This window comes from Shewanella goraebulensis (assembly GCF_030252245.1).
GTDB lineage: Bacteria > Pseudomonadota > Gammaproteobacteria > Enterobacterales > Shewanellaceae > Shewanella > Shewanella goraebulensis.
The window spans coordinates 204,358-217,561 of sequence record NZ_CP126972.1; the positions used below are offsets into that span (position 1 = coordinate 204,358).

Genomic DNA, 13,204 nt, shown 5'->3' on the forward strand with positions numbered 1-13,204 from the left:
ATCTGGTTTAACTCCTTCAGGAGAGAAACGTGAAAGACTTATTAAAGTTTCTTAAACAGCAAAGTAAGACTGAAGAATTTAACGGTATTAAAATTGGTTTGGCTTCGCCAGACCTAATCCGTTCTTGGTCTTTTGGTGAAGTTAAAAAGCCAGAAACCATTAACTACCGTACTTTCAAACCTGAGCGTGAAGGTTTGTTCTGTGCGCGTATTTTCGGTCCTGTAAAAGATTACGAATGTTTGTGTGGTAAATACAAACGTTTAAAGCACCGTGGTGTTATTTGTGAGAAGTGTGGCGTTGAAGTTACACAGACTAAAGTACGTCGTGAGCGTATGGGTCATATTGATCTTGCAAGCCCTGTTGCCCATATTTGGTTCTTGAAATCACTTCCGAGTCGTATCGGTTTGATGCTTGATATGACATTACGTGATATTGAACGCGTACTGTACTTTGAATCATTTGTAGTGATCGAGCCTGGCATGACCAGCCTTGAACGCGGCCAAATGCTGACAGAAGAAACATATCTTGATGCATTAGAAGAATACGGTGACGAGTTCGAAGCTAAAATGGGTGCTGAAGCAGTCTTAGACTTGCTACGTGCAATCAATTTAGAAGAACAAATTGATCAAATGCGTGAAGAGTTACCGTCAATTAACTCTGAAACCCGTCGTAAGAAGGTCACTAAGCGCCTTAAACTGATGGAAGCATTCTTCACTTCTGGCAACAAGCCTGAGTGGATGATCTTAAAAGTTTTACCAGTTCTACCACCTGATTTACGTCCTCTAGTTCCACTAGATGGCGGACGTTTTGCTACGTCTGATTTGAACGACCTTTACCGTCGTGTAATCAACCGTAACAACCGTCTAAAACGACTATTGGATCTAGCTGCACCAGACATTATCGTACGTAACGAAAAGCGTATGTTACAAGAGTCTGTTGATGCGCTATTAGATAATGGTCGTCGTGGTCGTGCTATTACAGGTTCTAACAAGCGTCCTCTTAAATCTTTGGCTGATATGATCAAAGGTAAGCAAGGTCGTTTCCGTCAGAACTTACTTGGTAAGCGTGTAGATTACTCTGGTCGTTCGGTTATTACCGTAGGTCCTACTTTACGTCTGCATCAGTGTGGTCTTCCTAAGAAGATGGCACTTGAGCTATTCAAACCATTCATCTATGGCAAATTAGAAGGTCGCGGTTTAGCTACGACTATTAAAGCTGCTAAGAAAATGGTTGAACGTGAACAAGCAGAAGTATGGGATGTACTAGACGAAGTTATTCGTGAACATCCAGTAATGCTTAACCGTGCACCAACACTTCATAGACTGGGTATTCAAGCATTTGAGCCAGTTCTTATTGAAGGTAAAGCAATCCAATTGCATCCATTAGTATGTGCGGCATATAACGCCGACTTCGATGGTGACCAAATGGCTGTGCACGTACCGTTAACGCTTGAAGCTCAATTAGAAGCTCGCTCGTTAATGATGTCGACTAACAACATTCTTTCTCCAGCAAATGGTGAGCCTGTAATTACTCCGTCACAAGACGTTGTATTAGGTCTTTACTACACGAGCCGTGAATGTGTTAACGGTCGCGGTGAAGGTATGGCATTTATGTCAGTTGATGAAGTTGAAAAGGCTTACGCTACCGGCGCTGCAGAATTGCATGCTCGCGTTAAAGTTCGTTTAACTGAAACAAAAATTGATGCTAACGGCGAGAAAACACAAACTCTGAATGTAGTAGATACTACAGTCGGTCGTGCGTTGTTATCGCAGATCCTGCCAGAAGGCTTACCATTTGAACTGGTTAACCAGAACATGGGTAAGAAGCAGATCTCGAAATTGCTGAATACTTGTTACCGTACATTAGGTCTTAAAGATACTGTTATCTTCGCTGACCAATTAATGTATACCGGTTTCCGTTATGCGACTATCTCAGGTGCCTCTGTTGGTATCAACGATATGGTTATTCCGGATGAGAAGTATACTTTAGTTGAAGAAGCTGAACGTGAAGTGCTTGAAATTCAAGAGCAGTTCCAATCAGGTCTAGTTACCGCTGGTGAGCGTTACAACAAAGTTATCGATATTTGGGCAAGCACCAACGATAAAATCTCTAAAGCGATGATGGACAACTTGAAAAAAGAAGTTGTTATTAATCGTGATGGCGAAGAAGAAGAGCAAGATTCGTTTAACAGCATCTATATGATGGCTGACTCGGGCGCTCGTGGTAGTGCTGCACAGATTCGTCAGTTAGCGGGTATGCGTGGTCTGATGGCTAAGCCGGATGGCTCAATCATCGAAACCCCAATTACTGCGAACTTCCGTGAAGGTCTGAACGTATCACAATACTTCATCTCTACTCACGGGGCGCGTAAAGGTCTTGCCGATACCGCACTTAAAACAGCTAACTCGGGTTACCTAACTCGTCGTCTTGTTGATGTTGCACAAGATTTAGTTGTAATTGAAGATGATTGTGGTTCAGTGGGTGGCTTAACTATGAAGCCGTTGATCGAAGGTGGTGATGTTAAAGAGCCGCTTCGTGAACGTGTTCTAGGTCGCGTAGTGTCTGTTGACGTACTTGAGCCTGGTACTGAAAAAGTACTTGCTCCACGTAACACATTGCTAGATGAAGCTTGGTGTGATCTATTAGAAGAGCATAGCGTCGATGAAGTTATCGTTCGTTCTGTTATTTCTTGTGAAACCGACTTTGGTGTATGTGCTGCTTGTTACGGTCGTGATTTAGCACGTGGTCATATCATTAACCACGGTGAAGCAATCGGTGTTGTAGCTGCTCAATCAATTGGTGAGCCAGGTACACAGCTTACGATGCGTACCTTCCATATTGGTGGTGCAGCGTCTCGTGACTCAGCTGATAACAATGTTCAAGTTAAAAACAGTGGTACTCTGAAGTTACATAACGCAAAACACGTTACTAGCATCGAGAACAAACTAGTTATCGTATCGCGCTCTTCTGAAGTTGCGATTATTGATGAACTTGGTCGTGAGAAAGAACGTTACCGTGTACCTTATGGTACGGTGCTAGAGCAACTAGAAGATACGGAAGTGACTTCAGGCGCAATTATTGCGAACTGGGATCCACATACTCACCCTATCATTTCAGAAGTTGCTGGTACGGTTAAATTTGTCGACATGATTGAAGGCGTTACTATGACGCGTCAAACAGACGACTTAACTGGTCTTTCTTCGGTTGTTGTTATTGATCCAGGTGCTCGTCCTACAGCAGGTAAAGAAATGCGTCCAGCTATCCGTCTAATCGACGCTGCTGGCAATGATCTTATGATCCCTGGTACTGACGTACCAGCGCAATACTTCTTACCGGGTAACGCGATTGTAGCTAAAGATGATAACGCGCAAATCAACGTTGGTGACGCATTAGCACGTATTCCTCAAGAATCGTCTAAAACACGCGATATTACCGGTGGTCTGCCACGAGTTGCTGACTTGTTCGAAGCTCGTAAGCCAAAAGAACCCGCTATTCTTGCTGAAATCTCAGGTACCATCTCGTTTGGTAAAGAGACAAAAGGTAAAGTACGCCTAGTCATCAGCCCAGCTGATGGTAGCGAGCACTACGAAGAGATGATTCCTAAATGGCGTAATCTTAATGTGTTCGAAGGTGAAAAAGTTGAACGTGGTGAAGTTATTGCTGATGGCCCTGAAGCTGCACATGACATCTTACGTTTACGTGGTATCCATCATGTTGCTAACTACATTGTTGATGAAGTCCAAGACGTTTACCGTCTACAGGGTGTAAAAATCAATGATAAGCATATTGAAGTTATCATTCGCCAAATGCTACGTAAGTGTTTAATCACTGATGCTGGTGATTCAAACTTCTTAGAAGGCGAACAAGCAGAAGTTTCTCGCGTGAAGATTGCTAACCGTGAGCTTGAAGCTCAAGGTAAAGCACCTGCGAAGTTTGAGCGTGAATTATTAGGTATTACCAAAGCTTCTTTGGCTACTGAATCATTCATCTCAGCTGCATCGTTCCAAGAAACGACGCGTGTACTGACTGAAGCTGCTGTTGGTGGTAAGAGTGACCAATTGCGTGGTCTGAAAGAAAACGTAATTGTTGGTCGTCTAATCCCAGCTGGTACAGGTTATGCGTATCACACCGCTCGTAACGAAGCGCGTGCTAATGTTAAAGATGAAGGTGCAGAAGCACCAGTAATCACTGCAAGTGAAGCAGAGAAAAACTTAGCCGACTTACTTAACTTGGCCGGAAGTGCTGACTAAAGTAAACGTTATGTTAAAAAAAGGCGCCTTTGGCGCCTTTTTTATTGGAAATTGCACGAAAAGTTGTCTATTTCTTGACAGTTGGCCATTACCTTTCTAAACTTTCGCGTCCCATCATAGTGGGATATAGATTTTTCACACAAAATTGTTGAGATTATTCAACTGAACGGAGCTATTCATGGCAACTGTAAACCAGTTGGTACGTAAGCCTCGCTCGCCAAAAGTCGAAAAGACTAATGTGCCAGCGTTGGATTCGTGTCCACAAAAACGTGGTGTTTGTACTCGTGTTTACACTACAACACCTAAAAAACCTAACTCTGCACTACGTAAAGTAGCACGTGTTCGCTTAACTAACGGTTTCGAAGTTACTTCGTACATCGGTGGTGAAGGTCACAACTTGCAGGAACATAGTGTAATTCTAATCCGTGGCGGTCGTGTTAAAGATCTACCGGGTGTGCGTTACCACACTATTCGCGGTGCATTAGATTGTGCTGGCGTTAGTGCTCGTCGCCAAGGCCGTTCTAAGTACGGTGCTAAGCGTCCTAAGTCATAACTTGTCCGTTTAAGTAAGGCCAAGCTAGTTAAAAATATTCCAGTTTTGGAAATACCTGAAGCATACGGAGAATTGTTATGCCAAGACGTCGCGTTGTAGGACAACGTAAAATCCTACCAGATCCAAAGTTTAAAAGTGAGTTGTTGGCTAAGTTCATCAACGTCATTATGGTTGACGGTAAAAAGTCAACTGCTGAAAAAATTATCTACAAGGCTCTTGATGTTGTCGCTGAAAAGAAAAGCGAAGAACATTTAAGTATCCTTGAAGCAGCTCTTGATAATGTTCGCCCTTCAGTCGAGGTTAAATCTCGTCGTGTTGGTGGTTCAACTTATCAAGTACCATGTGAAGTTCGTCCAGTGCGTCGTAACGCACTAGCGATGCGCTGGTTAGTTGAAGCTGCTCGCAAGCGTGGTGAAAAATCTATGGCTCTACGTCTAGCAGGTGAAATGTTAGATGCATCTGAAAACAAAGGTACTGCTGTTAAGAAGCGTGAAGACGTGCATCGCATGGCTGAAGCTAACAAAGCCTTTGCTCATTACCGTTGGTAATTTGATGGAGTGGGCGTTAGCCCACTCCATATTGTTGATATTTTCTAAAGCATTTGCTTTAGGTGAGAGGGTATAAATAGTGGCTCGTACAACCCCAATTGAGCGTTATCGTAATATCGGTATTGTTGCTCATGTGGATGCAGGTAAAACTACCACAACAGAACGTGTTCTGTTCTATACCGGTTTGTCTCATAAAATCGGTGAGGTGCATGACGGCGCCGCTACTACAGACTGGATGGTACAAGAGCAAGAGCGTGGTATTACTATCACCTCAGCTGCTGTAACAACCTTCTGGCGTGGTATGGATGCTCAATTCACCGAACATCGCATTAATATCATCGATACCCCTGGTCACGTTGATTTTACTATTGAAGTAGAGCGCTCATTACGCGTACTTGATGGAGCTGTAGTTGTATTCTGCGGTTCATCAGGCGTAGAGCCTCAATCAGAGACTGTTTGGCGTCAAGCTAACAAGTATGAAGTCCCTCGTATGGTGTTCGTCAATAAGATGGACCGTGCAGGTGCTGACTTCGATAGTGTCATTGACCAAATCCGTAATCGCTTAGGTGCTACTTGTGTTCCGATTCAATTGAATATTGGCGCAGAAGAGAACTTCAAAGGGGTTATTGATTTAATTAAGATGAAAGCGATTAACTGGTCTGAAGAAGATCAGGGAACGACTTTCTCTTATGAAGAAATTCCTGCAGATCTTTTAGCCAAGGCTGAAGAGATGCATGAGTATCTAGTGGAAAGTGCAGCAGAAGCCTCTGATGAATTAATGGAAAAGTATCTTGAAGAAGGCACTTTATCTGAGTCAGAGATAAAACTTGCACTACGTCAGCGCACTATTAACAACGAAATCGTTTTAGCAACTTGCGGTTCTGCTTTTAAGAACAAAGGTGTTCAAGCGGTGTTGGATGCGGTAGTTGACTATCTTCCTGCTCCTGTCGAAGTTCCTGCTATTAAGGGTGTCGATGAGAATGAGAATGAAGTGGAACGCCCATCAGACGATAACGCACCATTTGCTGCGTTAGCGTTTAAAATTGCGACTGATCCATTTGTTGGAACTTTAACCTTTATCCGTGTATATTCAGGCGTACTAGAGTCGGGTGCTGCAGTTTACAATTCTGTTAAACAGAAACGTGAACGAGTAGGTCGAATCGTACAAATGCATGCAAATGACCGTACAGAGCTGAAAGAAGTTCGTGCTGGTGATATTGCTGCGGCAATTGGTTTAAAAGAAGTGACAACAGGCGATACTCTTTGCGCAAACGATCACAAAGTGATTCTAGAGCGTATGGAGTTTCCAGAACCTGTAATTACCATTGCCGTTGAGCCTCGCTCTAAAGCAGACCAAGATAAAATGGGGATTGCGCTACAAAAGTTAGCGGCTGAAGATCCCTCTTTTAGAGTGGAAACTGATGAAGAGTCAGCTCAAACATTGATTTCTGGCATGGGTGAATTACATTTAGATATTATCGTAGACCGTATGCGTCGCGAATTTAATGTCGAATGTAACGTTGGTAAACCTCAGGTTGCCTATCGTGAAACAATTCGCTCTTCAGTTGAAGTGGAAGGTAAATTCATACGCCAATCTGGCGGACGTGGTCAATTTGGTCATGTTTGGTTGAAGATTGAACCATTGGAAGATGGTGCAGGCTATGAATTTGTCAATGAAATTGTTGGCGGTGCAGTTCCTCGTGAATTCATCCCTTCAGTAGACAAAGGTATTCAAGAGCAAATGAAAAACGGTGTTTTAGCCGGTTATCCTATGCTCGATGTGAAAGTAACTTTATTTGATGGCTCATACCATGATGTCGATTCAAATGAGATGGCTTTCAAGATTGCTGGTTCAATGGGCTTCAAAAAGGGTGCGCTAGAAGCAAGCCCTGTGTTACTAGAACCAACAATGAAAGTGGAAATTACCACTCCTGAAAATAACATGGGCGACGTAGTAGGTGATTTAAACCGACGTCGAGGTGTGATTGATGGAATGGACGACGGCTTGGGTGGTGTTAAAATTATCCATGCTACCGTACCGCTTTCAGAAATGTTTGGTTATGCTACTGATTTGCGTAGTGCAACTCAGGGGCGTGCTTCTTACTCTATGGAGTTTGCTAAGTATGCTGACGCACCATCAAACATTGCAAATGCGATTATTGAATCACGTACCTAAAATTATTTAGGTGCTTAACTAAATGTTATATAGCTCGTACTCGAGCACTTCTGAAAAGAAAGGAATATATCGTGGCTAAAGAAAAATTTGAACGTAGTAAACCACACGTAAACGTGGGTACAATTGGTCACGTCGACCATGGTAAAACTACTCTAACTGCAGCTATCTCAGCTGTATTAACGAAAGCATACGGCGGTGACGTTCGTGATTTCGCTCAAATCGATAACGCTCCAGAAGAGCGCGAGCGTGGTATTACAATTAATACTTCTCACATCGAATATGACACGCCTACACGTCACTACGCACACGTAGATTGTCCTGGTCACGCCGATTATGTTAAAAACATGATTACTGGTGCTGCTCAAATGGACGGCGCTATCTTAGTAGTTGCTGCTACAGATGGTCCAATGCCACAAACACGTGAGCACATCCTGCTTTCACGTCAGGTTGGTGTACCTTTCATCATCGTATTCATGAACAAATGTGACATGGTTGACGATGAAGAACTACTTGAATTAGTAGAAATGGAAGTTCGTGAACTTCTTTCTGAGTATGACTTCCCAGGTGATGACTTACCAGTTATCCAAGGTTCTGCGCTTAAAGCACTTGAAGGCGACGAAGCTTGGGAACCAAAGATCATCGAACTAGCTGAAGCGTTAGATTCGTACATCCCAGAGCCAGAGCGTGACATTGATAAGCCGTTCCTACTTCCAATTGAAGATGTTTTCTCAATTTCAGGTCGTGGTACAGTTGTTACTGGTCGTGTTGAGCGTGGTATCATCCGCGTTGGTGAAGAAGTTGAAATCGTTGGTGTTAAAGACACGACTAAGACTACTTGTACTGGTGTTGAAATGTTCCGCAAGCTTCTTGACGAAGGTCGTGCTGGCGAAAACTGTGGTGTTCTTTTACGTGGTACTAAGCGTGAAGATGTTGAGCGTGGTCAAGTATTGGCACAGCCAGGTACTATCACTCCTCACACTACATTCGAATCAGAAGTATACGTGTTAAGCAAAGAAGAAGGCGGACGTCACACTCCATTCTTCAAAGGCTACCGTCCTCAGTTCTACTTCCGTACAACTGACGTAACTGGTACTATCGAGCTTCCAGAAGGCGTAGAAATGGTAATGCCTGGTGATAACATCAAGATGGTTGTTACACTAATCTACCCAATCGCGATGGACGACGGTTTACGTTTCGCTATCCGTGAAGGTGGCCGTACTGTTGGTGCTGGTGTTGTAGCTAAAATCGTTGCTTAATAGCGACCTTTAGTAAACACTTTAAAAAGGAAGCTTCGGCTTCCTTTTTTGTTTTTATTGCTTTTTGTTTTTATCCCTGTAAAATCCACCGCCTTGAACAAATGAACTAGATTGAAGAGTTTTTGTTCGAAGGGGTTGATCTCTCATCTGATATCTGTATAATTCCCCTTCGCTGTCCTAGACAGTGTAATATAATGTTTAATCATAAGGATTATTCATTTTCATAATTGACTCCGATTGGGAGTCTACGGTTAAATCATCTCGCTCTGCTTTTCCATTGGGAAGAAGCTAGAGGGTGATTTTTTATGTGTGCATTTTAGGAGCTCTGGTCAATGCAGAACCAAAGAATCCGTATCCGCTTGAAAGGATTTGATCATCGTTTGATCGATCAATCAACAGCGGAAATCGTTGAAACTGCTAAGCGTACAGGCGCTCAGGTTCGTGGTCCAATTCCACTACCTACGCGTAAAGAACGTTATACCATTTTGACTTCTCCGCACGTCAACAAAGACGCTCGTGACCAATACGAAATTCGTACTCACAAGCGCTTAGTTGACATCGTAGAGCCAACTGAAAAGACTGTAGACGCATTAATGCGTTTAGATCTTGCCGCTGGTGTCGACGTTCAAATTAGCTTAGGTTAATTGAGATCCTTAGAAGAGGTTTGAAAGATGGCTATCGGTCTTATTGGTCGTAAAGTGGGTATGACTCGCATCTTCACAGAAGATGGCGCTTCTATCCCTGTAACAGTGATTGAAATTGCTGGTAACCGTGTTACTCAAGTGAAAACTTTAGAAACTGACGGATACCGTGCTCTTCAAGTAACTACTGGTACCAAAAAAGCCAATCGCATCACCAAACCAGAAGCAGGTCATTTTGCTAAGAGCGGCGTTGAAGCCGGTCGAGGTTTATGGGAATTGCGTTTGGCTGATGGTGAATGTGAAGGCGTTGAAGTTGGTGCTGAACTTAATGTTGATATCTTCGCAGATACAGCAAAAGTTGATGTTACTGGTCAATCTAAAGGTAAGGGCTTCCAAGGCGGTATTAAACGCTGGAATTTCCACGCTCAAGATATGACACATGGTAACTCTTTGGCTCATAGATCTAATGGTTCTATCGGTCAAAACCAGACACCTGGTCGCGTTTTCAAAGGTAAGAAAATGTCTGGCCACATGGGTGCCGAGCAAGTAACTACTCAAAATCTAGACGTTGTACGTGTAGATGCAGAGCGTAACTTGTTATTGGTAAAAGGTGCTGTTCCTGGCGCTACCAATGGTGACTTGATTATCAAGCCAGCCGTTAAAGCATAGGTCTGAGGAGATAGTAATGGAATTGGTATTGAAAGACGCGCAAAGCGCTCTTGAAGTTTCCGAAACTACCTTCGGCCGTGACTTTAACGAGGCATTGGTTCATCAGGTAGTTGTAGCTTACGCTGCAAACGCGCGTCAGGGCACTCGTGCTCAACAGACTCGTGCGGAAGTAACTGGCTCAGGCAAAAAGCCTTGGCGCCAGAAAGGCACAGGCCGAGCTCGTGCCGGTAGTGTTAAAGGCCCGATCTGGCGTGGCGGTGGCGTAACATTCGCTGCTAAAACTCAAGATCACAGCCAAAAAGTTAACAAAAAGATGTACCGTGGTGCTTTAAAGAGCATTCTTTCTGAATTGGTACGTCAAGAGCGTTTAGTCGTTGTTGAATCTTTTGGTGTTGAAGCTCCTAAAACTAAAGAGCTTAAAGCTAAACTGAAAGAAATGAACTTAGAAGACGTTCTAATTGTTACTGCAGATGTTGATGAGAATTTATTCTTAGCAGCACGCAACTTATACAAGGTTGACGTACGTGACGTAGCGGGTCTAGACCCAGTTAGTCTAATCGCGTTCAACACTGTTCTTGTTACTGCTGATGCAGTGAAGCAAATCGAGGAGATGCTAGCATGATCACCGAAGAACGTTTGCTAAAAGTTATTCTTGCTCCACATATCTCTGAAAAGAGTACTGTACTAGCTGAGAAAAACAACACTGTAGTTTTCCGCGTAGCAATCGATGCGACTAAAGCAGAGATTAAAGCTGCTGTAGCTCAGCTATTCGAAGTTGAAGTTGATAGTGTCCGCACTTTGGTAAACAAAGGCAAAACTAAGCGCACTGGTGGCCGTGTTGGTCGTCGTAGCGATTGGAAAAAAGCCTATGTAACTTTAGCTGCTGGTGCTGACATCGATTTCGTTGGCGGCGCTGAGTAAGCAAAGGAGAATTATCATGGCAGTTATTAAGTGTAAGCCAACCTCTCCAGGTCGTCGCCACGTTGTTAAAGTGGTGAACAGCGACTTGCATAAAGGGAAACCTTTTGCAGGCCTGTTGGCTAAGAAATCTAAAAGTGGTGGCCGTAACAATACTGGTCGTATCACTGTTCGTCACGTAGGTGGTGGACACAAGCAGCATTACCGTATTATTGACTTTAAACGCAATAAAGATGGTATCCCTGCAAAAATCGAACGTCTTGAGTATGATCCGAACCGTACAGCTAACATCGCGTTAGTACTATACGCAGACGGTGAGCGTCGTTACATTCTTGCTGCTAAAGGCATGCAAGCTGGTGACGCTATCCAATCTGGTTTGGATGCAGACATCAAAACTGGTAACGCAATGCCGCTTCGCAACATCCCAGTGGGTAGTGTTGTGCACGCAGTAGAAATGAAACCTGGTAAAGGTGCTCAAATCGCGCGTTCAGCTGGTGCTTATGTTCAAGTTGTTGCTCGTGATAACCAATATGCAACTTTACGTCTTCGCTCTGGCGAAATGCGCAAAGTTCCAGTTGATTGTCGCGCAACATTCGGTGAAGTTGGTAATGCCGAGCACATGCTACGCCAGTTAGGTAAAGCAGGTGCTAAACGCTGGAGAGGCGTACGCCCTACAGTTCGTGGTGTTGCAATGAACCCGGTTGACCATCCACATGGTGGTGGTGAAGGCCGTACTTCTGGTGGACGTCACCCAGTGAGTCCATGGGGTGTGCCAACTAAGGGTTATAAAACTCGTAGTAATAAGCTCACCGACAAGTACATCGTACGTCGTCGTAATAAATAGTAAGAGGATTCGCCCATGCCACGTTCTCTCAAGAAAGGTCCTTTCATTGACCTGCACTTGCTGAAGAAGGTAGAGAAAGCGATGGAAGCGGGAGATAAAAAACCAATTAAGACTTGGTCTCGCCGCTCAATGATCATCCCAAATATGATTGGGTTGACCATCGCTGTCCATAATGGTCGTCAGCACGTACCTGTGTTCGTAACTGACGAAATGATCGGTCATAAGCTTGGTGAATTTTCACCAACTCGCACTTATCGCGGCCATGCTGCAGATAAGAAAGCGAAGAAGCGTTAATACGGGAGACATAAGATGGAAGTTTTAGCTAAACATCGTTTTGCCCGTACGTCTGCGCAGAAGGCCCGTCTAGTTGCTGATCAAATTCGAGGTTTGCCTGTTTCTAAGGCTCTTGAAATTTTGACCTTCAGCCCTAAGAAAGCCGCCGTACTGGTTAAGAAAGTACTAGATTCAGCTATCGCAAACGCCGAACACAACGAAGGTGCAGATATCGATGAGCTTAAAGTTGGCCAAGTCTTCGTTGACGAAGCACCAACTATGAAGCGCATCATGCCTCGTGCCAAAGGCCGCGCTGATCGTATCATGAAGCGTACCAGCCACATTACTGTGGTTGTATCAGATCGCTAGGAGAAGAGAGCAATGGGACAGAAAGTACATCCTAATGGTATCCGTCTGGGTATCACAAAGCCTTGGATCTCTACTTGGTACGCCGATAAAGCAGATTATGCAAATAATTTGCACAGCGACTATGAAGTTCGTCAATATCTCACTGAGAAATTGAAGGCTGCATCAGTATCTAAAATCGTTATCGAGCGTCCTGCGAAGAGCATCCGCGTTACTATTCACACTGCCCGTCCAGGTGTTGTGATTGGTAAGAAAGGTGAAGACGTTGAAGTATTACGTGCATATGTATCTAAAATTACAGGCACTACTGCTCAAATCAACATCGCTGAGATCCGCAAGCCTGAGTTAGACGCAAAGCTTGTTGCTGACAGTATTGCACAGCAATTAGAGCGTCGCGTTATGTTCCGTCGCGCTATGAAGCGTGCAGTTCAAAACGCAATGCGCATTGGTGCTCAAGGTATCAAAGTTGAAGTGAGCGGCCGTTTAGGCGGTGCTGAAATCGCACGTTCTGAATGGTATCGTGAAGGTCGTGTACCTCTACATACCTTACGTGCTGATATCGACTATTCTACTTCTGAAAGTCACACTCAATATGGTGTGATTGGTGTTAAAGTTTGGATCTTCAAAGGCGAAGTTCTAGACGGTATCATCCCAGCTTTAGAAGAGCCGAAGCAACAGCCGAAGCGCAAGCCTCGTGGTAAATAGGAGAA

Annotated in this window: 13 protein-coding genes; all 13 read left to right on the forward strand. The window is 44.0% G+C overall.

The window, feature by feature from the left end; translation table 11 throughout:
• Positions 1 to 29 precede the first annotated feature (29 nt).
• The 13 genes from rpoC to rpsC all read left to right on the forward strand — a co-directional run bounded on the left by rpoC (position 30) and on the right by rpsC (position 13,199).
• Positions 30 to 4,250 (forward strand): DNA-directed RNA polymerase subunit beta', encoded by a 4,221-nt coding sequence (gene rpoC, locus QPX86_RS00980; protein ID WP_220755194.1) that lies wholly within the window; start codon positions 30 to 32, stop codon positions 4,248 to 4,250.
• 178 nt (positions 4,251 to 4,428) lie between these two features.
• The gene (rpsL, locus tag QPX86_RS00985) at positions 4,429 to 4,803 is read left to right on the forward strand and encodes a 30S ribosomal protein S12 (RefSeq protein ID WP_102529393.1); all 375 of its coding nucleotides are present in this window, start codon (positions 4,429 to 4,431) and stop codon (positions 4,801 to 4,803) included.
• 77 nt (positions 4,804 to 4,880) lie between these two features.
• On the forward strand, positions 4,881 to 5,351 hold the full coding sequence (gene rpsG, locus QPX86_RS00990) for a 30S ribosomal protein S7 (RefSeq protein WP_220755195.1): 471 nt from the start codon (positions 4,881 to 4,883) through the stop codon (positions 5,349 to 5,351).
• Positions 5,352 to 5,430: 79 nt separating this feature from the next.
• A complete protein-coding gene (gene fusA, locus QPX86_RS00995; protein ID WP_220755196.1) occupies positions 5,431 to 7,527 on the forward strand; it encodes an elongation factor G in 2,097 nt (698 codons plus the stop codon).
• A 71-nt stretch (positions 7,528 to 7,598) separates the two neighbouring features.
• Positions 7,599 to 8,783, forward strand: a complete 1,185-nt coding sequence (gene tuf, locus QPX86_RS01000; RefSeq protein WP_220755197.1) for an elongation factor Tu — start codon at positions 7,599 to 7,601, stop codon at positions 8,781 to 8,783.
• A 332-nt stretch (positions 8,784 to 9,115) separates the two neighbouring features.
• The gene (rpsJ, locus tag QPX86_RS01005) at positions 9,116 to 9,427 is read left to right on the forward strand and encodes a 30S ribosomal protein S10 (RefSeq protein WP_055026509.1); all 312 of its coding nucleotides are present in this window, start codon (positions 9,116 to 9,118) and stop codon (positions 9,425 to 9,427) included.
• A gap of 27 nt (positions 9,428 to 9,454) precedes the next feature.
• On the forward strand, positions 9,455 to 10,093 hold the full coding sequence (gene rplC, locus QPX86_RS01010; RefSeq protein WP_102529389.1) for a 50S ribosomal protein L3: 639 nt from the start codon (positions 9,455 to 9,457) through the stop codon (positions 10,091 to 10,093).
• A gap of 16 nt (positions 10,094 to 10,109) precedes the next feature.
• Complete coding sequence (gene rplD, locus QPX86_RS01015; protein WP_055026507.1) at positions 10,110 to 10,715, forward strand: 50S ribosomal protein L4; 606 nt, start codon at positions 10,110 to 10,112, stop codon at positions 10,713 to 10,715.
• Positions 10,712 to 11,014: a 50S ribosomal protein L23 gene (rplW, locus tag QPX86_RS01020; RefSeq protein ID WP_102529388.1), complete on the forward strand. Its 303-nt coding sequence runs from the start codon at positions 10,712 to 10,714 to the stop codon at positions 11,012 to 11,014. Before rplD ends, rplW begins: the two co-directional genes overlap by 4 nt.
• 16 nt (positions 11,015 to 11,030) lie before the next feature.
• Positions 11,031 to 11,855, forward strand: coding sequence for a 50S ribosomal protein L2 (gene rplB, locus QPX86_RS01025; protein WP_055026505.1), 825 nt, complete (start codon positions 11,031 to 11,033; stop codon positions 11,853 to 11,855).
• A gap of 15 nt (positions 11,856 to 11,870) precedes the next feature.
• On the forward strand, positions 11,871 to 12,149 hold the full coding sequence (rpsS, locus tag QPX86_RS01030) for a 30S ribosomal protein S19 (protein WP_006083596.1): 279 nt from the start codon (positions 11,871 to 11,873) through the stop codon (positions 12,147 to 12,149).
• A 15-nt stretch (positions 12,150 to 12,164) separates the two neighbouring features.
• Entirely contained in the window at positions 12,165 to 12,497 is a 333-nt protein-coding gene (gene rplV, locus QPX86_RS01035; RefSeq protein WP_076543228.1) for a 50S ribosomal protein L22, read from the forward strand.
• 12 nt (positions 12,498 to 12,509) lie between these two features.
• Positions 12,510 to 13,199 carry a 30S ribosomal protein S3 gene (rpsC, locus tag QPX86_RS01040; RefSeq protein WP_153916413.1) on the forward strand — a complete coding sequence of 230 codons (690 nt, stop codon included), beginning with the start codon at positions 12,510 to 12,512 and terminating at the stop codon, positions 13,197 to 13,199.
• Positions 13,200 to 13,204: the final 5 nt, after the last annotated feature.

Coding starts and splice junctions, on each gene's coding strand:
- rplC (WP_102529389.1), top strand. CDS start 9,455: ATGGCTATCGGTCTTATTGGTCGTAAAGTGGGTATGACTCGCATCTTC.
- rpsS (WP_006083596.1), top strand. CDS start 11,871: ATGCCACGTTCTCTCAAGAAAGGTCCTTTCATTGACCTGCACTTGCTG.
- rplW (WP_102529388.1), top strand. CDS start 10,712: ATGATCACCGAAGAACGTTTGCTAAAAGTTATTCTTGCTCCACATATC.
- rpsJ (WP_055026509.1), top strand. CDS start 9,116: ATGCAGAACCAAAGAATCCGTATCCGCTTGAAAGGATTTGATCATCGT.
- rpsL (WP_102529393.1), top strand. CDS start 4,429: ATGGCAACTGTAAACCAGTTGGTACGTAAGCCTCGCTCGCCAAAAGTC.
- rplB (WP_055026505.1), top strand. CDS start 11,031: ATGGCAGTTATTAAGTGTAAGCCAACCTCTCCAGGTCGTCGCCACGTT.
- rpsG (WP_220755195.1), top strand. CDS start 4,881: ATGCCAAGACGTCGCGTTGTAGGACAACGTAAAATCCTACCAGATCCA.
- rpsC (WP_153916413.1), top strand. CDS start 12,510: ATGGGACAGAAAGTACATCCTAATGGTATCCGTCTGGGTATCACAAAG.
- rplD (WP_055026507.1), top strand. CDS start 10,110: ATGGAATTGGTATTGAAAGACGCGCAAAGCGCTCTTGAAGTTTCCGAA.
- rplV (WP_076543228.1), top strand. CDS start 12,165: ATGGAAGTTTTAGCTAAACATCGTTTTGCCCGTACGTCTGCGCAGAAG.